The 21870-nt window shown below is 66.4% G+C and carries 21 protein-coding genes; 16 read left to right on the plus strand and 5 right to left on the minus strand.

Going from position 1 to position 21870, the window contains the following annotated elements:
• Positions 1-23: 23 nt before the first annotated feature.
• A complete protein-coding gene (secF, locus tag ACEN9P_RS12420) occupies positions 24-977 on the plus strand; it encodes a protein translocase subunit SecF (protein ID WP_495619410.1) in 954 nt (317 codons plus the stop codon).
• 27 nt (positions 978-1004) lie between these two features.
• Positions 1005-3692, plus strand: a complete 2688-nt coding sequence (locus tag ACEN9P_RS12425) for a DUF1631 family protein (protein ID WP_495619411.1) — start codon at positions 1005-1007, stop codon at positions 3690-3692.
• Between the two features lie 39 nt (positions 3693-3731).
• Here the strand turns inward: ACEN9P_RS12425 and ACEN9P_RS12430 are convergent, their stop codons facing one another.
• The 3 genes from ACEN9P_RS12430 to ACEN9P_RS12440 all read right to left on the minus strand — a co-directional run bounded on the left by ACEN9P_RS12430 (position 3732) and on the right by ACEN9P_RS12440 (position 6728).
• Positions 3732-4247 carry a Smg family protein gene (locus tag ACEN9P_RS12430; protein WP_495619412.1) on the minus strand — a complete coding sequence of 172 codons (516 nt, stop codon included), beginning with the start codon at positions 4245-4247 and terminating at the stop codon, positions 3732-3734.
• 78 nt (positions 4248-4325) lie between these two features.
• Positions 4326-5432, minus strand: a complete 1107-nt coding sequence (dprA, locus tag ACEN9P_RS12435) for a DNA-processing protein DprA (RefSeq protein ID WP_495619413.1) — start codon at positions 5430-5432, stop codon at positions 4326-4328.
• A gap of 72 nt (positions 5433-5504) precedes the next feature.
• A complete protein-coding gene (locus tag ACEN9P_RS12440) occupies positions 5505-6728 on the minus strand; it encodes a LysM peptidoglycan-binding domain-containing protein (protein ID WP_495619414.1) in 1224 nt (407 codons plus the stop codon).
• Between the two features lie 230 nt (positions 6729-6958).
• Between ACEN9P_RS12440 and def the strand changes: the two genes are divergently transcribed.
• The 6 genes from def to pyk all read left to right on the plus strand — a co-directional run bounded on the left by def (position 6959) and on the right by pyk (position 12496).
• Positions 6959-7480, plus strand: a complete 522-nt coding sequence (def, locus tag ACEN9P_RS12445; RefSeq protein WP_495619415.1) for a peptide deformylase — start codon at positions 6959-6961, stop codon at positions 7478-7480.
• An 88-nt stretch (positions 7481-7568) separates the two neighbouring features.
• Complete coding sequence (gene fmt / locus ACEN9P_RS12450) at positions 7569-8549, plus strand: methionyl-tRNA formyltransferase (RefSeq protein ID WP_495619416.1); 981 nt, start codon at positions 7569-7571, stop codon at positions 8547-8549.
• Positions 8550-8562: 13 nt separating this feature from the next.
• Positions 8563-9306, plus strand: coding sequence for an AzlC family ABC transporter permease (locus ACEN9P_RS12455; RefSeq protein ID WP_477662085.1), 744 nt, complete (start codon positions 8563-8565; stop codon positions 9304-9306).
• Positions 9303-9638, plus strand: a complete 336-nt coding sequence (locus ACEN9P_RS12460; protein ID WP_495619417.1) for an AzlD domain-containing protein — start codon at positions 9303-9305, stop codon at positions 9636-9638. The genes ACEN9P_RS12455 and ACEN9P_RS12460 overlap by 4 nt, the downstream gene beginning before the upstream one ends.
• A 115-nt stretch (positions 9639-9753) precedes the next feature.
• Positions 9754-10947 carry a phosphoglycerate kinase gene (locus tag ACEN9P_RS12465; RefSeq protein ID WP_495619418.1) on the plus strand — a complete coding sequence of 398 codons (1194 nt, stop codon included), beginning with the start codon at positions 9754-9756 and terminating at the stop codon, positions 10945-10947.
• Between the two features lie 115 nt (positions 10948-11062).
• Positions 11063-12496: a pyruvate kinase gene (gene pyk, locus ACEN9P_RS12470; protein WP_074579120.1), complete on the plus strand. Its 1434-nt coding sequence runs from the start codon at positions 11063-11065 to the stop codon at positions 12494-12496.
• Positions 12497-12512: 16 nt separating this feature from the next.
• On the opposite strand, the gene ACEN9P_RS12475 is transcribed toward pyk, so the two are convergent.
• On the minus strand, positions 12513-13253 hold the full coding sequence (locus tag ACEN9P_RS12475) for a phosphatase PAP2 family protein (protein WP_495619419.1): 741 nt from the start codon (positions 13251-13253) through the stop codon (positions 12513-12515).
• A 129-nt stretch (positions 13254-13382) separates the two neighbouring features.
• Between ACEN9P_RS12475 and ACEN9P_RS12480 the strand changes: the two genes are divergently transcribed.
• From ACEN9P_RS12480 to ACEN9P_RS12500, 5 genes are all read left to right on the plus strand, one after another.
• Positions 13383-14078 (plus strand): response regulator, encoded by a 696-nt coding sequence (locus ACEN9P_RS12480; protein WP_477662081.1) that lies wholly within the window; start codon positions 13383-13385, stop codon positions 14076-14078.
• Positions 14075-15412 (plus strand): histidine kinase dimerization/phospho-acceptor domain-containing protein, encoded by a 1338-nt coding sequence (locus ACEN9P_RS12485; protein WP_495619420.1) that lies wholly within the window; start codon positions 14075-14077, stop codon positions 15410-15412. Before ACEN9P_RS12480 ends, ACEN9P_RS12485 begins: the two co-directional genes overlap by 4 nt.
• A 145-nt stretch (positions 15413-15557) precedes the next feature.
• Entirely contained in the window at positions 15558-16622 is a 1065-nt protein-coding gene (gene fba / locus ACEN9P_RS12490) for a class II fructose-bisphosphate aldolase (protein ID WP_477662079.1), read from the plus strand.
• A 102-nt stretch (positions 16623-16724) separates the two neighbouring features.
• Positions 16725-17633 carry a phosphoribosylaminoimidazolesuccinocarboxamide synthase gene (locus ACEN9P_RS12495; RefSeq protein ID WP_495619421.1) on the plus strand — a complete coding sequence of 303 codons (909 nt, stop codon included), beginning with the start codon at positions 16725-16727 and terminating at the stop codon, positions 17631-17633.
• Between the two features lie 25 nt (positions 17634-17658).
• Positions 17659-18048 carry a hypothetical protein gene (locus ACEN9P_RS12500; RefSeq protein ID WP_495619422.1) on the plus strand — a complete coding sequence of 130 codons (390 nt, stop codon included), beginning with the start codon at positions 17659-17661 and terminating at the stop codon, positions 18046-18048.
• A 7-nt stretch (positions 18049-18055) separates the two neighbouring features.
• Here the strand turns inward: ACEN9P_RS12500 and trxA are convergent, their stop codons facing one another.
• Positions 18056-18946, minus strand: coding sequence for a thioredoxin (gene trxA / locus ACEN9P_RS12505; RefSeq protein ID WP_477662076.1), 891 nt, complete (start codon positions 18944-18946; stop codon positions 18056-18058).
• A gap of 171 nt (positions 18947-19117) precedes the next feature.
• On the opposite strand from trxA, the gene purE reads away from it, so the two are divergent.
• From purE to ACEN9P_RS12520, 3 genes are read left to right on the plus strand one after another with little or no spacing between them, the layout of a single operon-like run.
• Positions 19118-19627, plus strand: coding sequence for a 5-(carboxyamino)imidazole ribonucleotide mutase (gene purE, locus ACEN9P_RS12510; RefSeq protein ID WP_477662075.1), 510 nt, complete (start codon positions 19118-19120; stop codon positions 19625-19627).
• A complete protein-coding gene (locus tag ACEN9P_RS12515) occupies positions 19624-20865 on the plus strand; it encodes a 5-(carboxyamino)imidazole ribonucleotide synthase (RefSeq protein ID WP_495619423.1) in 1242 nt (413 codons plus the stop codon). Before purE ends, ACEN9P_RS12515 begins: the two co-directional genes overlap by 4 nt.
• 10 nt (positions 20866-20875) lie before the next feature.
• Positions 20876-21865, plus strand: coding sequence for an L-threonylcarbamoyladenylate synthase (locus tag ACEN9P_RS12520; RefSeq protein WP_495619424.1), 990 nt, complete (start codon positions 20876-20878; stop codon positions 21863-21865).
• Positions 21866-21870: the final 5 nt, after the last annotated feature.

Genomic DNA, 21870 nt, shown 5'->3' on the forward strand with positions numbered 1-21870 from the left:
TCGAGTTTCCCCAAGGACCCCAGATGGAATTCTTCAAAATCCGGCGCGACATCCCGTTCATGCGGCATGCCCTGATTTTTAATGTCATCAGTTTTGCCACCTTCGCGCTGGCCGTCTTCTTCCTGATCACGCGCGGCCTGCACCTGTCGGTCGAGTTCACCGGCGGCACCTTGATGGAGGTGAACTACACCCAGGCGGCTGACGTCGGCAAAATCCGCGACACCGTGGCCGGCCTGGGATTCACCGACGTGCAGGTGCAGAACTTCGGCACCTCGCGCGATGTCATGATCCGCTTGCCGGCCCAGAAGGGGGTAAGCACCGCCCAGCAAAGCGACAAGGTGCTGGCGGCCCTGAAGGCGGCCAGCCCCGAGGTGACGCTGCGCCGCACGGAATTTGTCGGCCCGCAGGTCGGTGAGGAATTGGCCCACGACGGGCTCAAGGCGCTGGCCATGGTGGTGTTCGGCATCATGGTCTACCTGGCCTTCCGTTTTGAATGGAAATACGCGGTGGCGGCCATCATCGCCAACCTGCACGACGTCGTCATCATCCTGGGCTTCTTCGCGTTCTTCCAGTGGGAGTTTTCGCTGGCCGTGCTGGCCGCCGTGCTGGCGGTGCTGGGCTATTCCGTCAATGAGTCGGTGGTGATCTTCGACCGGATCCGCGAGAACTTCCGCCGTTACCGCAAGATGAACACCGTAGAGATCATCGACAACGCGATCACTTCCACCATCAGCCGCACCATCATCACCCACGGCTCGACCCAGATCATGGTGTTGTCGATGTTGCTGTTCGGCGGCCCGACGCTGTTCTACTTCGCCCTGGCGCTGACCATAGGCATTCTGTTCGGTATTTATTCCTCGGTTTTTGTGGCCGCCGCGATCGCGATGTGGCTGGGCATCAAGCGGGAAGACCTGGTCAAGGCGCCGGCCAAAAAAGGCGAAGATCCGAATGACCCCAACGCAGGGGCTACGGTGTAAGCTATAGGTTAATCACCCAGGGCGGTCGTGCCAAGCAACAAAAATAACAGTCTTCTGGTCGAGCAGGCTCGCGCGCTGTTTACGGAGCGTGCCGCACGGATATTGCCCGCGCTGGCCAAAACCATTCAAGACAAGCTGTCCGCGCTGGTCGACCAGCCGGGCAGCGCCCGCGACATGCAGGAAAGGCGCGACGGCTGGCTGGCCTTCCAGAAAAGCGGCGATGCCTGGGTCCGCGGCACGACCGCCGCCTGGGCCAATGCGCGGACCATCCCCGCCGCCAATTCGCCGGCCCGCTTCCTGGACAGCGGAAAATTCGAATTGATGGACAACGACGTGATGGAGGACAAGATCCTCGCCTCACGCTTGGCCTTGCGCCTGCTCGATTTCACGAGCTGGGAACTCAACGACCTTCGTTTGCGCATCCAGAACCTGGAGGGGATCGCCGAGCTCCACAAGCAGGACATCCTGCGCCCCGAAGTGCTCGCCCAGCACCTGGTGGAGCAATGGGGCAAGGCCGGCCTGCCGCGCGAGGTCTGGCTGGCGGTCCAGAGCGGCATCCAGAAGGACATGGGCGAGCACCTGCTCGAAACCTACCATGCCACCAACGAATTCCTGGTGCAGCAGGGCGTGATGGCCGAGATCGACCTGAGGCCGCTGGTCAAGCGCACGCCCTCGGCCGCCGGCACCGGCGTCCCGGCCAAAACGGCACCCGAAGCGCAAAGGGGAAGAGATCCGCAGGGTGAGGGCGGTCCGGCCGGCTCCGGCATGGGGGGCGGCGGGGCTTACGGCGGCGCCGGCGGCGGCAATGCCTCCCCTTCTTATGGTGAATCCACCGGAAGCGCAGGCCCGTCCTTATCCGGCGGCCGCGGCCCGGCTTCCATGGGTGGCGTCCGTGGCGGCGTCGCCCGGGGAGGCGCTTCCGGCGTGGCTTCGTCCAGGGCCGGCGGCGCTGAATCTGCCTACGGCGGCACCGGCGCTGGTGCCGGCAGTGCTGCGCGGGGCGCAGCAGGTGCCGCGGCCGGTGGCGGTGCGCGAGGCGGGCAGGGTGGCGGCCGCTTCATGGGCGCCGGCGCGGCCGGTCCGGGCTTCCAGGGCGGCCCAGGCAACGGTGCCGTACACGCCGGCCAGCACCAAGCGGCAAAAGGCCCGGAAGCCACCACGGGCCCCGGCCAGGGGGTGTACGACGAAACCCGCCTGCAGACCGCCACCACGCCCCTGGCCCGGGCGCGCATGCGCGCCCAGGGCGTGATGGGGCAACTCAAGCGCCTGCTGTCAAACCAGGCGGCGGGCTTCGACGATACGCGGCCCAGCCAGGCCTCGCCGCAGCTGGCGCAGGCCATGGCCAGCGTGGAGCGCGTGCAGGAAACCGGCGGGGAGCGTACGCTGCTGGTGGATGCGCCGGGACAAGTCTACGGCCAGGCGCAGGTGGACCACGCTGTGGGCGTCCTGCGCGAACGTACCACCAAGCTCAAGGAGGCCGCGTCCACTTCCTCCGAGAAGGCGACGATTGAAATCGTGGCCCTGATGTTCCAGAGCATCCTCGCGGAAGACCGGATTCCCGCGGTGATCCGTGTCTGGTTCGCGCGCCTGCAAATGCCGGTGCTGCGCGTGGCGATCTCGGAGCCCGAGTTCTTCGAGTCGCTGCAGCATCCCGCGCGCCGGCTGATAGACCGCATGGGCTCGTGCGTGCTCGGCTTCGACGTCACGGTGGCGGGCGGCGTGCTGGAAGCCGAGATCAAGCGCGTCGTGCAGGTGATCGAGCAATACCCCGAAACCGGTCGCCGGGTGTTCCAGCTCGTCTACGATGAATTCGACAAATTCCTGTCCCGGTTTCTTTCGGAGCACGGCAACGCCGCCCGCGTGGTGAGCGTGGCCCAGCAGGTCGAGCAAAAAGAGACCATGACCATCCAGTACACCATTGAGATGCGCAACATGCTCAATGACATGTCGGTGCGCGATGAAATCCGCGAGTTCCTGTTCAAGGTATGGGCCGAGGTGCTGGCGATCGCCGCCATGAAGAACGGCCCGCAGCATGAAGAGACCCTGACGCTCAAGCGGGCCGCCGTCGACCTGGTGTGGGCGGCGAGCGCCAAACCCAACCGCAATGACCGCGCGCGCGTCATCGCCGACCTGCCCAAGCTGCTGCAGCTGCTGCGCCTGGGGATGTCCATGCTGGGCCTGAGTGTCGCCGACCAGGACGGGCACCTGAAAGTCATCAGCGATACGCTGGCCGATGCTTTCATGTCCAAAACCGAGGCCATTCCCGTGGAGAAGGTGGAGGCCATGGCCAAGCGCCTGACCAACCTCGAGGATTACCTGTCCGATGAAGATGTCGGGGACCTGCCCCTGGACACCGACAGCCTTGTGACCATGATCGGCATAGATGCCACCGACATCGAGGTGATCGCCGACGGCGGCAGCCACCCCACCGAGGCCATGCGCGCCTGGGCCAAGGAATTGCAGTTGGGTTCCTGGTTCAGCCTGGACCACAACGGCAAGGTCAGCCATGTGCAGTTCGCCTGGTGCAGCGGCCGCAAGCAGCTGCACCTGTTTGCCTCCGCCGACGGCCGCAATTTCCTGATCCAGGCGCGCCGCCTTGCGGCCTACCTGCAGGCGGGCTTGCTGGTGCCGACGGAAGAAGAAGCGCTGACGGTGCGCGCTACGCGCGATGCGCTGGCCAAGCTGGACGCCAATCCCGAGCGCCTGCTGGGCTAGGCCTTTAATTTACGTATTTGGGGGAGCGGCCCCTGGCGCTCAGTGGGCCAGGCGGAACTCCGTGTCGTCGCACAGTTCATCGAGCACCAGCGCGTCGGGCTCTTCGCCAAAGCTCCAATACACCATGAGGACGATGATTTTGAGGTCGTCCAGCGTCACCGGGTCGCCGGGGGCCGCCATGGCGCGGTCTATGACGATCTCGCGCATGTGCGGCGGCAGCACGCCGGAGGACTCAAGAAAGCTCACAAAACCCAGGCTTTGCGCGCCCAGGTGCACCTGCTCGGCGACGGAGTACACGCGCAGGCTGGCGGCCGATTGCGGCTGGATGGCGGGAGAGCTTGCGGGGGATTCATCGCCTGCCTGCGGGGTTTTGGCCGGCAGGCTGATCTGCGTGCCCTGGGCCGCGACATTCAGGCCGTCGAGCCAGACAAGGGCCGCCTGGATTTCCTCGGCATCGAATCCCGCCGCGGTGAGTTTGCGGCTCAGTCGGTGGAGTTCGGGACAAGCGTCACCTTGCCAGTAATTCTCGTAGACGTACACCAGTACTTCAAACATGCACCCAATATAACGCAGATGCCGCCGGCCGTGTCAAACCCCCGGCGAGGTTCGCCGCGTGCGGGAAATCCGCAGGCCTCAACCGGTGGCCAGGCGCTGGAACAGTCCGCCCGGCAGGCGCACCACCTGCCCGCACAGCTCAAGCTCCAGCAGCCCGGCCTGCAGCCGCGGGGTGTCCAGCCCGGTGCGCGCCTGCAAGGCGTCCAGGCTCACAGGGTCAAAGCCCAGGGCCGCGACCAGCGGATCAGCGGCGTGTGGCCCCGCCGCCGCATCGTCGCCGCTGGGCGCGGGGACTGCGGCGGAGAGATTCAGCTCTTCCAGGACATCCTGCGCCACTTCCACCAGTTTGGCGCCCTGTTTGATCAGCGCGTGGCAGCCGCGCGACTGGGGTGAGTGGATGGAGCCGGGAATCGCAAAGACCTCTTTGCCCTGCTCGGCCGCCAGCCGCGCCGTGATCAGCGAGCCCGATTGCAGCGCGGCCTCCACGACCAGGGTGCCGCGGGACAGGCCCGAAATGATGCGGTTGCGCCGCGGGAAATTGGCCGCCAGCGGCGGCGTACCGAGAGGAAATTCGCTGACGATCATGCCCTGCTGCGTGATCCGGTGCGCCAGCGCGAGATGTTTTTTGGGATAGACCCTGTCCAGGCCGGTGCCCACCACCGCAATCGTCTCGCCGCCGCCCAGCAAAGCGCCGTCATGCGCCGCACCGTCAACGCCGAGGGCCAGACCCGACACCACACAAAGTCCGGCAGAGCCGAAGGCCTTGGCGAACTGCCGGGCGTTGGCTTCACCCTGCGGCGTCGGGTTGCGGCTGCCCACGATGGCAATATGGGGCGCCGTTGCCGGCTTCCCGGCCAGCGTGCCCAGCATGTAAAGCATCAGGGGCGGGTCTTCGATGTCGAGCAAGGCCGCCGGGTAGGCGGCATCGCCCAGCGTGGCGAGCTGCCTGTCGTCGCCGGCCTGCAGCCATTCGAGGGTGAGCCGCAACTGGGCCGCCAGCGCCGGCGGCTCCTCCAGGATGGCTTTGGCCAGTTTTTCGGTGCCGAGTTGCCTGAGGGCGGCCGCGCTCTGGCCAAAGATGGCTTGCGCCGAGCCAAAAGCGGCCAGCAATTTGCGCGCGGTGTCGTTTCCCACACCGGGGGAAAGCGTCAGCCGCAGCCAGGCCTGAAGCTCTTGGGTATCCACGTCGGTCTGGACGGGCGGGGAAGCCGCTGCCGGTGGGCCGCGCCACGGCGCGCCCGGCCGCAGGCAGCGCCCTTAGTTCGGGTTGGTGAAGCGGTCGCCGACTTTCACGCCGTCGGTGATCTGCAGGATCAGCGCGTAGGAAAGCTTGTCGAAGGTGCGGAACACCATCATCAGGCCGTTGCGCTCATTGGGCAGCTTGATTTGCGGCCGCGCGCTGTCGGTTTTGTCGGCCAGCCGTTCGCCGTCCTTGAGGATGGCCACGACATGGCCGCGCTCCAGGCCGTCCTTGGCGCCCCGGTTGATCACCACAACCTGGTTTTCCGCCGCATTCGCCACGGCGCTGCCGTAAATCGACACGATCTGGCCCGTGACCGGGGTGGCGGGTGCATGCGGAACGTAGCTGACCATCTCCCGAGGCGGGTCGGGAAGCAGGCGGTCTCCGACCCGCATTTCTTCCTTGGTGGAGACGATATCAATCGTGGCGGGCACGATTTCCGGGTGCGGATTGCCGTCCTTGCCCGGCACCTGCATGACGGACTCGCCGCGCATCAACTCGGCCTTGCCGATGTATTGCGCCTCGTAGCCCAGGATCTGCTGGGTGGTCGGGTCTTTCAGGGGGGTGGCATTGCGGTAGACGCGGTAGTCCAGCGGCTGGTCTTTGGCATCGCTCAAAGGGGTGCCGGTGGCCACACCGCCCACGTATTCGCCGCGCGCATAGGCGCGGTCGCCACGGCTGAGCAGCACGCGGCCTTCCTGGGCGGCGACGATGCGGGGCGCCCTGGAGAAAGTCGCGTCGTCCACCAGGACGGCTTCCGAGAGGAAGGGTTCGATGACGTTGGGCGACAGTGTGGGAATGGAGTTGTCGGCCAGGGACTCATAGCGGGTGCGGGGCGAAACGCGCACCGTGTCGGTCGGTGGGCCGTCGCTGGAGGCCTGGCGCGTGCGCAGGGTGGCGCGGCCGCCGGTTTTGTCCAGGTACAGGTGCTGGCCCGGGTAGATACGGTGCGGGTTGCGGATGTCCTGCAGGTTCATGCCCCACAGTTCCGGCCAGCGCCACGGGCTTTTGAGGAACAGGCCGGAGATGGCCCACAGCGTGTCGCCGCGCTTGACCGTGTATTCGTCCGGTGCATTGGGCGCCAGCTCACTGAGAGGGACCCCGGCCTGGGCCACCTGGGCAGCTGTTGCTTTTTGGCCCGGTGTGATGGGGAAATTCTGGGCATGCAGGCCGCCGGCGAGGCCCAGAAGGGCGGTGGCGGCTATTGAAATTTGACTGAAACGACCAAAAATTGTTTGCATCTTTGTAGGCCTTCGGCGCTTTTAGGGGATTGGCACGGCGCGATCCGCAGCGGAATCAGGCGGAAATGGTCGTGTCATATCTTGATAAATTACTAACGATTTTGTACCTAAGCCCTTGATTAAGCAACGAATACACGATTCTGGGAATATCAGGATGCCGAAAAACCGAGAAAAGTGGCGAAAATAGCGACATCTCCCCCTCGGGCCTTCATTTCCCCTTGCTTTCCCCCATGAGCCAGCTGACCATTCTTCGTTACCCCGACCCCCGCCTGCACACGGTGGCCAAACCCGTGGCCGCCGTTGATGCACGCCTGCGCAAGCTGGCCGACGACATGTTTGAAACCATGTACGAGGCCTCCGGCATAGGCCTGGCCGCCACCCAGGTCAATGTGCATGAGCGCCTGATCGTCATCGACGTGAGCGAAGAGCGCAACCAGCCCATGGTGCTGATCAACCCCGAAATCCTCTGGGCCAGCGAGGAAAAGCGTGTTGGCGACGAAGGCTGCCTGTCGGTGCCCGGTATTTATGACGGGGTCGAACGCTCCATCGCCATCAAGGTCCAGGCCCTGGACCTGGACGGCAAGTCCCAGGTCTATGAAGCCGAAGGCATGCTGGCGGTCTGCATTCAGCATGAAATGGACCATCTGCTGGGCAAGGTGTTTGTGGAATACCTCTCACCCTTGAAGCGCAACCGCATCAAGACCAAGATGATCAAGCAGAAAAAGGACGAGGAGCGCGAGTCCGCCGGCTGAGCGTTCGTTCACGGCCGGCTTGCGTGATACGCGGGGCTTTGCCGCCGCTACCCCGGGATTTCCCCAGGGGTCTTTAGAATCGGACGCCATGCGCGTCATATTTGCCGGTACCCCTGAGTTCGCCCGCGTGGCCCTTGAAAGATTGCACGCAGCCGGTTTTGAAATCCCCCTGGTCCTGACCCAGCCCGACCGCCCCGCCGGCCGCGGCATGAAACTGCAGGCTTCCCCCGTCAAACAATGGGCGGCAAGCGCCCACATCCCCGTCGCCCAGCCGCGCAGCCTGCGGCTGGACGGCAAATTTCCCGACGACGCGGCTTCAGCCCGTGAGGCCATCCTGGCGGCCAAAGCGGACCTCATGGTGGTTGCCGCCTACGGGCTGATCCTTCCCCAATGGGTGCTGGACACCCCCCGGCTGGGCTGCCTCAATATCCATGCCTCCTTGCTGCCGCGCTGGCGCGGCGCCGCGCCCATACACCGCGCCATCGAGGCCGGCGACGCGGAAACCGGCATCACCATCATGCAAATGGATGCCGGGCTTGATACCGGCGACATGCTGCTGGTGGACAAGCTGCGCATTGCCGCGGATGACACCACCGCTTCCCTGCACGACAGGCTGGCCGGCCTCGGCGGGCGGCTCATTGTTGAGGCGCTCGAACTGGCGGCCTGCGGCGGCCTCACGGCCACGCCCCAGCCGGCCGAGGGCGTGACCTATGCCCACAAGATTGAAAAGCACGAGGCCATGATGGACTGGGCGCAACGCGCCGCCGTGCTGGAGCGCCGCATACGCGCCTTCAACCCCTTTCCGGGCGCGGCCGGCGTGCTGGAGGGCCAGACCCTCAAGTTCTGGCGCGCCGAAATCGTCGCCGGCGCGGCCCGGCCTGCCGGTGCGGAGGTCGGCCAGGTGCTGGCCGCCGGCGCTGAAGGCATAGACATCGCGGCCGCCGACGGTGTGCTGCGTGTGAGCCGCCTGCAAAAAGCCGGCGGCAAGGCGCTGGATGCGGCCGATTTTTTGCGCGGTTTCGACATCCGGCCCGGCATGGTGTTCAGCCAGGCGCCGGCAGATCAATAGGAATGAGGGTTTTGTGAAGACATTGTTCAAGCATCCGGAGTTCCGCATCGGAGCCAGCGAACTCGCGGCGGTGGCGCCCGGCATTGCCGCCTGGGGCCTGATGACCGGCGTGGCCATGGCCAAGTCGGGCATGAGCCTGATCGAGGTGCTGCTGATGGCGATACTGGTATTTGCCGGCAGCTCCCAGCTGGCGGCCCTTCCGCTCATCGTGGCCGGCGCTCCCATGTGGGTGATCCTGGCCACCTCGTTTTGCGTGAACCTGCGCTTCATGGTCTTCAGCGCCCACCTGCGTCCTTATGTGATGCACCAGAGCCTGTGGCGGCGCCTGTTTTACGGCTATGCCATGGCCGACCTCAACTACGTGCTGTTCACCAAGCGTTTTCCGCACCCATCCAGCGACCCGCTGGTGATCAAGGGGCAGGAGGCCTACTGGGCCGGCAGCTGCGGCGTCAGCTGGGTCAGCTGGGTGGGCGCCAGCCTGCTGGGCATCGCGCTGGCCAATTCCATCCCGCTGTCCTGGGGCCTGGGCTTCGCCGGCATCCTGGCCTTGCTGGGCATCATGTGCTCGCTGGCCACCACGCGGCTGCGCGTGGTGTCGGCCGGCATTGCCGGCGCGGCGGCGGTCGCCGCTTTTGCCCTGCCGCTCAAGCTCAACATCCTGGTGGCCATCGCCGCGGCGGTGGCCGTCTGCCTGCTGCTGGAAAAACCGGTGGCCAAATCCGCAGCACCCGCCCCCGGTACCGGAGACGCCGCATGAACCAGACCGATCTCTGGACCGTGGCCACCATACTCGGCATGACGGCCATCACCGTCATCACGCGCTGCTTCTTTTTCCTGTCGGACAAGCCCTGGACCCTGCCGGCCTGGGCCCAGCGCGGCCTGCATTACGCGCCCATTGCCGCGCTGGCGGCGGTCATCATCCCCGAAATGGTGATGAGCCAGGGCCACCTGATCGCCACCTGGAAGGACGCGCGCCTCTTTGCCGTCGTCGCGGGCACGGCCTGGTATTACTGGCGCCATGGCGTGCTGGGTACCATCCTGGCCGGCATGGCGGTTTACTTGCCGCTGCATATCGTTTTAGGTTGGTAGGTAAGCAAACGCAAAGGCGCCTCGCAGCCGGGCTTGCAGGAAAAACGCCCGCCTACAATTGCGGCAGCTCAGGCCGGCACCGGCCTGAAACTTCACTTCCCTTGCGAGCCTTCCCATGAATTTCATCCGTTTTTCCGACCTGTGCGCCAGCGGCAAAGTTGCCGGCAAGCGCGTCTTCATCCGTGCCGACCTCAATGTGCCGCAGGACGATGCCGGCAACATCACCGAAGACACGCGCGTGCGCGCCTCGATTCCCTGCATACAGATGGCGCTGGATGCCGGTGCCGCGGTCATGGTGACCTCCCACCTCGGGCGCCCCGTCGAGGGCGAGTTCAAGCCCGCCGATTCGCTGGCGCCCGTGGCCAAACGCCTGGGCGAACTCATGGGCCGCGACGTGGCCCTGGTGCCCAACTGGGTGGACGGCGTCGACGTCAAACCCGGCCAGCTGGTGCTGCTCGAGAACTGCCGCCTCAACAAGGGCGAGAAGAAAAACAGCGAAGAACTCGCACGCAAGATGGCCGCACTTTGCGACATCTTTGTGCATGACGCCTTCGGCACCGCCCACCGCGCCGAGGCCTCCACCTACGGCATCGCGCAGTACGCGCCCGTGGCCAGCGCCGGCCCGCTGCTGGCCGCTGAAATGGACGCGATCTCCAAGGCGCTGTCCAGCCCGCGCCGGCCGCTGGTCGCCATCGTGGCCGGCAGCAAGGTGTCCACCAAGCTGACCATCCTCAAGTCGTTGGCCGCCAATGTGGACCAGCTCATCGTGGGCGGCGGCATCGCCAACACCTTTATGCTGGCCGCCGGCCTCAAGATTGGCAAAAGCCTGGCCGAAGCCGATTTGCTGGCCGAAGCCAAGGCCGTGATCGACGCCATGAAGGCGCGCGGCGCCGAAGTGCCGATCCCGACCGACGTGGTCACCGCCAAGACTTTTGCCGCCGATGCGCCGGCCACCGTCAAGGCCGCCACCGACGTGGCCGATGACGACCTGATCCTCGACATAGGCCCGCAAACCACGGCGCGGCTGGCCGCGCAGCTCAAGGCCGCCGGCACCATCGTCTGGAACGGCCCGGTCGGCGTGTTCGAATTCGACGCCTTCGCCAAGGGCACCGAAGGCATTGCGCGCGCCATCGCCGAAAGCAGCGCATTTTCCATTGCCGGCGGCGGTGACACGCTGGCCGCGATCGCCAAGTACGGCATCGAAAAGCAGGTCGGTTATATCTCCACCGGCGGCGGCGCTTTCCTCGAAGTGCTGGAAGGCAAGACCTTGCCGGCCTTCGAGATTTTGCAAAAACGCGCCGCGGGCTGAGCGCCTTCTTTCCCGCCGCAAGGCCCCCGGGATGACCACGGGCGCCGAATTGGTAACGCCTTTGTAACTATTTCCGTGTGAAAATCGGAAACTAAATTACATGGAGACATTCACTATGCCGCGTCGCGCCACCAAGATCGTTGCCACCCTCGGACCCGCCTCCAGCGACCCTGCACTGCTGGAGAAAATGATCCGTGCCGGCGTCAACGTGGTGCGCCTCAATTTCAGCCACGGTACTGCCCAGGATCATGTGGACCGGGCCCAGCTGGTGCGCGAAGCCGCCCAGCGCGCCGGCCGCGAAGTCGCCATCATGGCCGACCTGCAGGGCCCCAAGATACGCGTCGGCAAGTTCGCCGAAGGCAAGGTCCAGCTCGAGCCCGGCGAGAAGTTCATCCTCGATGCCTCGCGCACCGAACCCGGCGATCTCAAGGGCGTGGGCCTGGACTACAAGGAACTGCCGCGCGACGTGAAAGCCGGCGACGTGCTGCTGCTCAATGACGGCCTGATCGTGCTCACCGTCGACATGGTGCGCGGCGAAGAAGTGCACACCACCGTCAAGCTGGGCGGCGAGCTGTCCAACAACAAGGGCATCAACAAGCAGGGCGGTGGCCTCACCGCCCCGGCGCTGACCGCCAAAGACATGGAAGACATCAAGACGGCCATGAGCTTCCAGGCCGACTATGTGGCCGTGAGCTTTCCCAAGAACGCCACCGACATGGAAATGGCGCGCCAGCTGTGCAACGTGGCCGCCGCGCCCTATAAACACAAGCCCGGCCTGATCGCCAAGATCGAACGCGCCGAAGCGATCCCCAAGCTCGAGGAAATCCTGCAGGTCAGCGACGGCATCATGGTGGCCCGCGGCGACCTGGCCGTGGAAGTCGGCAACGCCGCCGTGCCAGCCCTGCAAAAACGCATGATCAAGATGGCGCGAGCCGGCGACAAGGTCGTCATCACCGCCACGCAGATGATGGAGTCCATGATCGTCAACCCGGTGCCCACGCGCGCCGAGGTCAGCGACGTCGCCAACGCGGTGCTGGACGGCACCGACGCGGTGATGCTCAGCGCCGAAACCGCCGCCGGCAAGTACCCGCTGGAGACCGTCGAGGAAATGGCCAAGATCTGCGAGGAAGCCGAGAAAGCCGAATACAAGGAACTGGAAGGCGATTTTTCCGGCAAGACCTTCAGCCGCATCGACCAGTCCATCGCCATGGGTGCGCTGTTCACCGCCCACCACCTGGGCGCCAAGGCCATCGTGGCGCTGACCGACAGCGGCTCCACCCCCTTGTGGATGAGCCGCCACGATATCCGCGTGCCGATCTACGCGCTCACGCCGCGCCTGGCCACGCAGCGCAAGATGGCGCTGTACCGCAACGTGCGCCCCCTGCTGATGGACACCAGCGCCGATCGCGACACCGCGCTCGAGCAGGCCGAAGGCCACCTGCTGCGCCGCAATATCGTGCAAAGCGGTGATGTGTATGCCATCACCTGCGGCGAGCCCATGGGCGCGCCCGGTGGCACCAACATGCTGAAAATTTGCAGAGTAGCCTGAACCTTACTGCTGCGGACTAGCGTCCCGGTGCGAGCATGGGCACCTGCGCCCGGGCCGGTGACGGCTTTTGCGAAAGCATCTGGGTGACGATGTTGTCGACCAGCGCCGCCGAGGCCCAGCACAGCCAGGCGGTCCAGAGCGTGTGGCTCATGTAATGGGCGCCGCGCACCTGCTGCGCCAGCCCCAGTGCCAGACCCGCCGCCAGGGCCCCTGCCAGCCAGCGCCGCGCCGCCCGGGGCAGGGTATGGCGCAGCGCAAAAAAGCCACCGATAAACGCAAAACCCGCCGAGGCGTGGCCGCCCGGAAAGCAGCCGCCGCTGCCGCCGTCGCGCAGGCCCCAGGCCCAGTGCGACACATAGGCCACCGTACCGCCGAACTCGCGCAGCTCCCAGGGGCAACTCGTGAGGCTGTGCAGCTTGAGGGTGGACACCACCAGCAGCGAGACCAGCGTGCTCAGCGCCAGCTGCACCCGGCGCTCTACGGCCAACCCTCGCAGGGCGCCGAAAGGCCGCGCCACGGCCGCCAGCAGCGCCAGTTCGACCGTCCATGGCAGCCAGCGTATGTCGTCGTGCAGCGTGCCGCGCCAGAACCAGTGGTCTTCATAGGCAAAGCCGGTGGCGGAGCCGAACCAGTGCGCCATCCACAGGTCCAGGCCTGAATGGTCCCAGGCCAGCAGCAGCGCCAGGCCGAGCAGGCTTGCCAGGAACACTTGGGATGAAACAGGGGCGCTGTCGTGAAGGGAGCGGGAAGCGGTCATGGGCATGTCGCGCAAGCGGGTGGGCAGGGGATGCCGCAAGATAGGGTGAGCGTCTTAACTCACCCTTAAGGCCCTGCGGCGGGCGGTGAAACGCCCCCGCCGCGGCCCGCAACGCCGACAATGGCCCCCATGCGAATCCTGGTGGTCGAAGACGATGCGGGCATCGCCCTGGGCCTGCGGACCAATCTGCAGCAGCGGGGCTATGCGGTCGATGTCTGCGCCAGTCTGGGATCGGCCTGGGCCGCCCTGTCCAGCGAGCCGTTTGACCTGGTGCTGCTGGACCTGGGGCTGGCCGACGGCGACGGTGGCGACCTGCTGCTGCGGCTGCGCCAGGCCCGTGCGGGCGCGCCCGGGGCGTTGCCCGACCCGCTGACACCGGTGCTCATCATGACCGCGCGCGACCAGGTCGCAGACCGCATCTCGGGCCTGAACCTGGGTGCCGACGACTACCTGGTCAAGCCTTTTGACCTCGACGAGCTCGAGGCGCGCATGCGCGCGCTGCTGCGGCGCGCGGCGGGCCGGGCCCATCCGCTGCTGGTTCACGGCGACCTGGTGATAGACCCGGCGGCCCGCACGGTGCTGCGCGCGGGTGAGGGCGTGGAGCTGGCGCCGCGCGAATTCGCCTTGCTGCTCCTGCTGCTGGAGTCGCGCGGCCGGGTGCTGTCGCGCCAGCAGCTCGAAGCGCGCCTCTACAACTGGCAGGATGCCGTCGGCAGCAATGCGGTGGAGGTCCACGTTCACCATCTGCGGCGCAAGCTGGGCGAGGGCCTGATCCAGACCTTGCGCGGCGTCGGCTACTTCATACCGCGGGAGGACGGCGCATGAAGCCCGCGCTGCCTGCGCAGGCTTCGCTCACGCGCCGCCTGCTGCTGTGGGTGCTGGCGGCGCTGCTGCTGGTGTGGGCCGGCTTTGTGGCGGTGGGTTACCGCACCGGTATCCATGAGGCGGGCGAACTGACCGACGGGCACCTGGCCGGTACCGCGGCCCTGATGCTCAACCTGGACTTGCCGCCCTTCGTCGACGCGGCGAGGGAAACCGTCCGTCCCGCCATTCCCACGCTCAAGAGCCATGACTACCAGCCTTCCCTCAGCGTGCTGGTGCGCGGCGCCGGCGGCCGGCTGCTGGCCCGCTCGGGCGACGCACCTGTGCCGCCTTTCAGCGAACGCTCCGGTTTCGCCGACCTCGAACTGGGCACGCCACCGGCCACCTGGCGCAGCTTTTCACAGTGGGACGCCTCGCACGCGCGGCAGGTCACCGTGCTGGTGCGTGCCGACGAGCGCGACGAGATGGCCGCCGACGTTGCCGGGCAGCTGGCGGAGCCGGGCCTGTGGCTGCTGCCCGTGGTGGCGCTCGCGCTGGGCGCGGCCATCTGGCGCGGCTTGCGCCCCCTGCAGGCGCTGTCGCGCGACGTGGCCGAGCTTGAAGTGGACAAGGCCGAGCGCCTGGAGGCCCGCCATCCCTACCGCGAATTCAATTCGGTCGTGCGTTCCATCAACACGCTGGTGGGCCAGCAGCAGGCGTCGCTGGAGCGCGAGCGGCAGCTGGCCAGCGAGGTGGCCCATGAATTGCGCACCCCACTGTCTTCCATCGCGCTGCAGGCGGCCTCGCTGCGCGGCGAGCTTTCGCCCGCCGCGCGCGAGCAGGCGCTGGCGCAAATCGGTGCCGACGCGATGCGTGCCGGGCACGTCATCACCCAGCTGCTTTCACTGGCGCGGGCCAGCCGCGCGGACTTGCAGCAGCAGATGCAGCGCCTGGACCTGGGGACCCTGGCCGGGCGGGTGGTGGCGGGGTACGCGCAGGCTTCCTGGGAAAGCGGGCATACGCTCAGCGTGCAGGGCGAGGAGGGGCTTGAGGTCCTGGCCCATCCGCTGCTGCTGGAACTGGCCCTGCGCAACCTCGTCGACAACGCCCTGCAGCATACGGCCCGGGGCACTTTCGTCTGTGTCCAGTGGGGCCGCGACGCCGACGCGGCGTGGCTGCAGGTCTGCGATGACGGCCAGGCCCGTCCCGGCGCCGTGGCGCCTTCCGCCGAAAGGCTGGGCCTGGGCCACAAAATCGTCGGCCGCGTGATGGACGTGCACGGCGGCCGATTTACCCAGCCAGCCGCGCCCGCGCCTTTTACACGCTGTTACCGCATGGTTCTGCCGCTAACTCCCTAAATAAGTGGTCTTTACGCAGCCGGTAGAATGAAGGCCTCGGTTACTTGGCGGTTACGGCCCATGCAGGCAGCCCTCGTGCTGCGCGGCCCTCCGCGGGGACCTCGCCTTTTTCGGCAGCGTTTTTAACTTTCTGGGGATTCTGATCATGGCACTCGTTTCGATGCGCGAGCTGCTGGACCATGCGGCAGTCAACGGCTACGGCATTCCGGCTTTTAACGTCAACAACCTCGAGCAGGTGCAAGCCGTCATGGAAGCGGCCAAGGAAACCGGCGCGCCCGTGATCCTGCAGGCCAGCGCCGGCGCGCGCAAATATGCCGGTGAGCCCTTCATCAAGCACCTGATCCAGGCCGCCATCGAGATGTACCCCAACATCCCCCTGGTCATGCACCAGGACCACGGCCAGAACCCCGACGTCTGCCAGGGCGCCATCGACCTCGGCTTTTCGTCGGTGATGATGGACGGCTCGCTGGAAGCCGACGGCAAGACCATTGCCAGTTACGACTACAACGTCGAGGTGACAAAAAAGGTCTCGCAGCTGGCCCACAAGTACGGTGTCACCGTCGAAGGCGAGCTCGGCTGCCTGGGTTCGCTGGAAACCATGAAGGGCGACAAGGAAGACGGCCACGGCACCGACGCGACCATGACGCGCGAGCAGCTGCTGACTGACCCCGAGCAGGCAGCCGATTTCGTCAAACGCACGCAGATCGATGCGCTGGCGATCGCCATAGGCACCAGCCACGGCGCCTACAAATTCACGCGCAAGCCCACCGGCGACATCCTGGCGATTGACCGCATCAAGGAAATCCACAAGCGCATTCCCAGCACCCACCTGGTGATGCACGGCTCCTCCTCGGTGCCGCAGGAGCTGCTGGCCCTGATCCGCCAGTACGGCGGCAACATGAAGGAAACCTACGGCGTGCCCGTCGAGGAAATCCAGGAAGCCATCAAGCACGGCGTGCGCAAGATCAACATCGACACCGACATCCGCCTGGCCATGACGGCCGCGGTGCGCAAGTTCCTGGCCGAAAACCCCGAAAAGTTCGATGCCCGCGAATGGCTCAAGCCCGCCCGCGAAGCTGCCAAGCAGATCTGCAAGCAGCGCTACATCCAGTTCGGCTGCGAAGGCCAGGGCGCCAAGATCAAGGGCGACACCCTGCAGGCCGTGGCCGCCAAATATGCCAAGGGTGAACTGGCTCAAGTGGTGCATTGAAAATTCCCGCCGTCCGCCCGCGCGGATTGGCGATAATTCAAAGCCCGCGGCTCTTGCGAGTCGCGGGCTTTTTACGTTGACTCCCCCTCCCACGCCTGCACCATGACCCAAGCACTCCATACCTCCGCCCTGACCTCCCTGCCCCTGCTCGCGCGCGGCAAGGTGCGCGACAACTACGCCGTGGGCAAGGACAGGCTGCTGATGGTGGCCAGCGACCGGCTCAGCGCCTTCGACGTCATCCTCGGCGAGCCGATTCCCGGCAAGGGCGCGCTGCTCACGCAGATGGCGCTGTTCTGGTTCGGCAAGCTGGGCCACATCTGCCCCAACCACCTGACCGGCGAGGCGCCCGAAAGCGTGGTCACGCCGGCCGAAGTGCCGCAGGTGGTGAACCGCTCCATGCTGGTCAAGCGCCTCAAGCCCATCCCGGTCGAGGCGGTGGTGCGCGGCTACCTGGCCGGCAGCGGCTGGAAGGAATACCAGGAGAGCCAGGCCGTTTGCGGCGTGCCGCTGCCCGCGGGCCTGAAGAACGCCGGCAAGCTGCCCGAGCCCATCTTCACGCCGGCCGCCAAAGCCGAAGCCGGCGAGCACGACGAGAACATCAGCTACGAGCAGGTGGTCAAGGTTGTCGGCCCTGAACTCGCCGCGCAGATCAAAAAAATCAGCATAGAGATTTACAGCACGGCCGCGGCCTTCGCGCTGACCAAAGGCATCATCATTGCCGACACCAAGTTTGAGTTCGGCCTCGACGAAAACGGCACGCTGACCTTGATGGACGAAGTGCTGACGCCCGACTCCTCGCGCTACTGGCCCATAGAAGGCTATGAAGCCGCCTACGCTCTAGGTGCGAACCCGCCCAGCTACGACAAGCAGTTCGTGCGCGACTGGCTCGAAGCCGTGCGCATCAACGGCAAGCCCTGGGACAAGACCCCCCCCTCGCCGCACCTGCCGGCCGATGTGGTCGCCAAAACGGCGGCCAAATACCAGGAAGCGCTGACCCGGTTGACGGCCTGAAGCCCAGGCCCAGCCCGGCGCCGCGATGGAATTCCTGCTGGAACTGCTGTTCGAGTTTTTCGGCGAGCTGTTTCTGCAGCTTTTTGGCGAGATGTTCGGCGGGGCGTTCAAGGCCGCCTGGTACAAGCTGCGCGGGCGCGACCACGAACTGACGGCGGCGCAGGAAGCGGCGTGGTCCGTCATGACCGGCATTGGCGCCGGCATCCTGACCGTGCTGGTCGTGCCCCACCTGGCGATACGCCTGCACTGGCTGCAAATCCTCAACCTGCTGCTGGCGCCCGTGGTGGCGGGCCTGCTGGTCGAGCGGCTGCGCGCCTGGCGCGAATCGCGCCGCGAATTCAGCCTGGAGGTTGCCGGCTACGCCGCGCTCTTCGGTTTTGCCTTTGCCCTGACCCGCTGGCTTTTTGGTTCGTGAGCGGGACTTAGCTCAACACCACGCTGCTGAGGCGGCGGCGGTAGGTCGCCACGACCGGGTCTTCCGGCGGAATCTGCCCGTCGGCGACCTTGGGTTTGGGCGCTTCCATGATGTCGAGGATGGCGATGTAGGTCTTGCGCGCGAGCTCCTCGTTCCAGGCCTTGTCGCGCATCAGGATTTCCAGCAACTCGTCAAGAGCGTCGGTCCAGCGTTGCTGCACCATCAGCCCGCGCGCCTTGTCAAAACGCGCCTCGAAATCGCGCTTGTTGGCCGCGATCCTGGCGTCCAGGCCGGCAGCGCCGCCCGCGCCCTGCGTGGCGGCAAAATCCATGGCGTCCATCCAGCGCTTGAGCGAGTCAAAACGCCGCACCACTGTGGTTTGAGCGATCACCGGCGCAAACGCCACCTTGGCGTCGTCCTCGCGGCCCATCTGCAGCAGCAGCTTCACGTAGTCAAAGCGCGCGTTGTCGTCGGCCGGGTTGGCGGCCACGGCGTGCTGCAGTTTTTCGAGCACGTCGGCCGGGTCGGTGCTTTCTTCCTCGAGCGCCAGTTCGGCTTCCTCGGGCTCGCCGGCCGGCGGCAGGTGCTTGTCCAGGAACTCCTTGACCTTGCCTTCGGGCAGGGCGCCGGCAAAGCCGTCCACCGGCTGGCCGTTCATCATCAGGATGCAGGTCGGGATGCTGCGTATGCCGAAGGCCGCGCCCAGCTGCTGCTCCTGGTCGGAGTCGATTTTCACGAGCTTGAAGCGCCCGGCGTACTCGGCCTCGACTTTTTCCAGGATAGGGCCCAGCGACTTGCAGGGGCCGCACCAGGGCGCCCAGAAATCGATCAGCACGGGAGTGGTCATGGAAGCGGCAACGACTTCCGCTTCGAAATTGGCAATGGTGACGTCTATCATGATTCAGTGAAAAGTGGGGCTGGAAAGAGAGGTTTCAACCGTCGCGGCGCGGGGTGGCGGCGGCCCGGCGGGGCCCGGGCGCAAGCCCAAACGATAGCATGCAGGCCCTAGCCCTTAAAATCAGGGGTTACGGGCGCGCAGCCTGCAAACCCCAAGACCCAGAAGGTCCCAATGACGACGACAAACAATCCGGCCGCCCCCCTGGTGGGCGTGGTGATGGGCTCCAGCAGCGACTGGGAGACCATGCAGCACGCGGTGCAGATCCTCACGCAGTTCGGCGTGGCGCATGAAGCGCGCGTGGTGTCGGCCCACCGCATGCCCGACGAGCTGTTCGCCTATGCCGAAGCCGCCGCGGGCCGCGGCCTGCAGGCCATCATCGCCGGCGCCGGCGGCGCGGCCCACCTGCCCGGCATGCTGGCCGCCAAGACCGTTGTGCCGGTGTTGGGCGTGCCGGTGGCCAGCAAGCACCTGCAAGGCGTCGACTCGCTGCACAGCATCGTGCAGATGCCCAAGGGCATTCCCGTCGCGACCTTCGCCATCGGCAATGCCGGCGCGGCCAATGCGGCCCTGTTCGCCGTCGCCATGCTGGCCCTGCACGACAAGGCGCTGGCCGCCCAACTGCAGGCCTTCCGCGCCGAGCAGACCGCCGCCGCCCACGCCATGACCCTGCCGCCCGCATGAGCCTTCCTTCCGGCCTCCCTGTTTTCCCCGGCACCGTTTCCGACTCCGGCCGGCCCGCCACGCTGGGCGTGATGGGCGGCGGCCAGCTGGGCCGCATGTTTGTGCATGCCGCGCAGCGCCTGGGTTATTTCACCGCCGTGCTGGATCCCGACGCGCAAAGCCCGGCCGGCCTGGTCAGCCACCACCACATCCAGACCGGTTACGCCGACGAGCAAGGCCTCAAGCAACTGGCCGCGCTGTGTGCCGCCATCACCACCGAATTTGAAAACGTGCCCGCGGGCGCGCTCCAGGCCCTGGCCGCCAGCCGGCCCGTGGCGCCGGGGGCGGCCGCCGTCGCCATCGCGCAAAACCGCATCGAGGAAAAATCCCACTTCACCGCCAGCGCCGCCGAGTCGGGCGCGCTGGCCGGCGTCAGCTGCGCGCCTTATGCGGTCATAGAAACCGAGGCGCAGCTCGCTGCCGTGCCGGCCGGCTTGCTGCCCGGGATTTTAAAAACCGCGCGCATGGGCTACGACGGCAAGGGCCAGGTCCGCGTCAAGAACGCGGCCGAACTCGCCGCCGCTTGGGCCGGCCTCAAGCAAGCGCCCTGCGTGCTCGAAAAAATGCTGCCACTCAAGGCCGAATGCTCGGTCATCGTGGCGCGCGGCTGGGACGGCCGCATCGTGAGCTTCGCGCCGCAGCGCAATGTGCATGTGGACGGTATCCTGGCCGTCACCCAGGCCTATGAGGGCAATATGCCGGCCACCCTGGCGCAACGCGCATTGGCCGCGACCCACGTCATCGCCAATCACGTCGGCTATGTGGGCGTGCTCTGCGTCGAATTTTTCCTGGTCGACGACGGCAGCGCCGACGGCGCGCTGGTGGTGAACGAGATGGCACCGCGACCGCACAACAGCGGCCACTACACGATGGATGCCTGCGATGTTTCGCAGTTCGACCTGCAGGTGCACGCCATGGCCGGCTTGCCGCTGCCGCAGCCGCGCCAGCATTCGCCGGCCGTCATGCTCAACCTGCTCGGCGACGTCTGGCTCGATGCCGATGGCCGTTCGCGCACGCCCGACTGGCAGGCCGCGCTGGCGCTGCCCGGCACGCATTTGCACCTTTACGGCAAGACCGAAGCGCGCGCCGGCCGCAAGATGGGCCACCTCAACATCACCGGCGCCGATATCGCCACGGTCAAGGCCACGGCGCGCCAGGCGGCCGCCATCCTGGGCTTGCCCGGGCTTGAAGACATCTGATCGACTTCCGATGATTTTGTCCGGCACCGATCCACAGGCCATTGCTGAGGCCGCCCACCGCATCCAGGCCGGCGAACTGGTCGGCTTCCCGACAGAAACGGTGTACGGCCTGGGTGCCGACGCGTCCAGCGACAGCGCCGTCGCCGGCATTTTTGCGGCCAAGGGCCGGCCGGCGGACCATCCGCTCATCGTGCATGTGGCCGACGCCGCGCATGTAGAGGCTTATGCGAGCGGCGTGCCGCCGTTTGCGGCGCGCCTGATGCAAGCCTTCTGGCCCGGGCCGCTCACGGTCATCCTGCCGCGCAAGCCCGGCGTCGCCGCGGCCGCCGCCGGCGGCCAGGATTCCATTGGCCTGCGCTGTCCCGCACACCCTGTCGCGCTGGCCTTCCTGAAGGCCTGCGACACCGGCGTGGCCGGCCCCAGCGCCAACCGCTTTGGCCGCGTCAGCCCCACCACCGCGCAGCATGTGCGCCAGGAGTTCGGCGACGGCCTGCTGGTGCTGGACGGCGGCCCCTGCGACGTCGGCATAGAGTCCAGCATCGTCGACTGCACGCGCGGCCGGCCCGTGCTGCTGCGCCCGGGCGTGCTCACGCGCGCGCAGCTCGAGGCAGCTTGCGGTGAGGCCGTACTTGGTAAGGATGAATTCGAGCAGCAGGCCCTGGGCGATGCGCCGCGCGCCTCCGGCACGCTGGAAGCGCATTACGCCCCCAATGCCAAGCTGCGCCTGATGGACGCCGGGGCCATACAAACCGCGCTGGACCTGCTGGGCGCCGACGCGGCCCACATCGCGGTGTATGCCCGCAGCATTGTGCGCATCAAGTCCGAAAAAGTGCTGTACCGCCGGATGCCCGACGACGCGCTGGCTACCGCGCAGCAGCTGTTCGCCGTGCTGCGCGACTTCGACGCCAAGGGCGTCAAGCTGATCTGGGTCGAGAACCCGCCCCGCGATGCCGAATGGGACGGCGTGCGCGACCGGCTGGGGCGCGCGGCCGCGAGTTGAAGCGA

Source organism: Polaromonas sp. Polasp52, from assembly GCF_059491565.1.

Bases quoted from the DNA above. Each gene is read 5' to 3' on its own strand.
- ACEN9P_RS12480 (WP_477662081.1), top strand. From the start codon at position 13,383: ATGCGAATCCTGGTGGTCGAAGACGATGCGGGCATCGCCCTGGGCCTG.
- ACEN9P_RS12440 (WP_495619414.1), bottom strand. From the start codon at position 6,728: ATGCAAACAATTTTTGGTCGTTTCAGTCAAATTTCAATAGCCGCCACC.
- fba (WP_477662079.1), top strand. From the start codon at position 15,558: ATGGCACTCGTTTCGATGCGCGAGCTGCTGGACCATGCGGCAGTCAAC.
- def (WP_495619415.1), top strand. From the start codon at position 6,959: ATGAGCCAGCTGACCATTCTTCGTTACCCCGACCCCCGCCTGCACACG.
- ACEN9P_RS12500 (WP_495619422.1), top strand. From the start codon at position 17,659: ATGGAATTCCTGCTGGAACTGCTGTTCGAGTTTTTCGGCGAGCTGTTT.
- ACEN9P_RS12460 (WP_495619417.1), top strand. From the start codon at position 9,303: ATGAACCAGACCGATCTCTGGACCGTGGCCACCATACTCGGCATGACG.
- fmt (WP_495619416.1), top strand. From the start codon at position 7,569: ATGCGCGTCATATTTGCCGGTACCCCTGAGTTCGCCCGCGTGGCCCTT.
- ACEN9P_RS12520 (WP_495619424.1), top strand. From the start codon at position 20,876: ATGATTTTGTCCGGCACCGATCCACAGGCCATTGCTGAGGCCGCCCAC.
- purE (WP_477662075.1), top strand. From the start codon at position 19,118: ATGACGACGACAAACAATCCGGCCGCCCCCCTGGTGGGCGTGGTGATG.
- ACEN9P_RS12485 (WP_495619420.1), top strand. From the start codon at position 14,075: ATGAAGCCCGCGCTGCCTGCGCAGGCTTCGCTCACGCGCCGCCTGCTG.
- ACEN9P_RS12475 (WP_495619419.1), bottom strand. From the start codon at position 13,253: ATGACCGCTTCCCGCTCCCTTCACGACAGCGCCCCTGTTTCATCCCAA.
- ACEN9P_RS12465 (WP_495619418.1), top strand. From the start codon at position 9,754: ATGAATTTCATCCGTTTTTCCGACCTGTGCGCCAGCGGCAAAGTTGCC.
- trxA (WP_477662076.1), bottom strand. From the start codon at position 18,946: ATGATAGACGTCACCATTGCCAATTTCGAAGCGGAAGTCGTTGCCGCT.
- ACEN9P_RS12495 (WP_495619421.1), top strand. From the start codon at position 16,725: ATGACCCAAGCACTCCATACCTCCGCCCTGACCTCCCTGCCCCTGCTC.
- ACEN9P_RS12515 (WP_495619423.1), top strand. From the start codon at position 19,624: ATGAGCCTTCCTTCCGGCCTCCCTGTTTTCCCCGGCACCGTTTCCGAC.
- pyk (WP_074579120.1), top strand. From the start codon at position 11,063: ATGCCGCGTCGCGCCACCAAGATCGTTGCCACCCTCGGACCCGCCTCC.
- ACEN9P_RS12430 (WP_495619412.1), bottom strand. From the start codon at position 4,247: ATGTTTGAAGTACTGGTGTACGTCTACGAGAATTACTGGCAAGGTGAC.
- secF (WP_495619410.1), top strand. From the start codon at position 24: ATGGAATTCTTCAAAATCCGGCGCGACATCCCGTTCATGCGGCATGCC.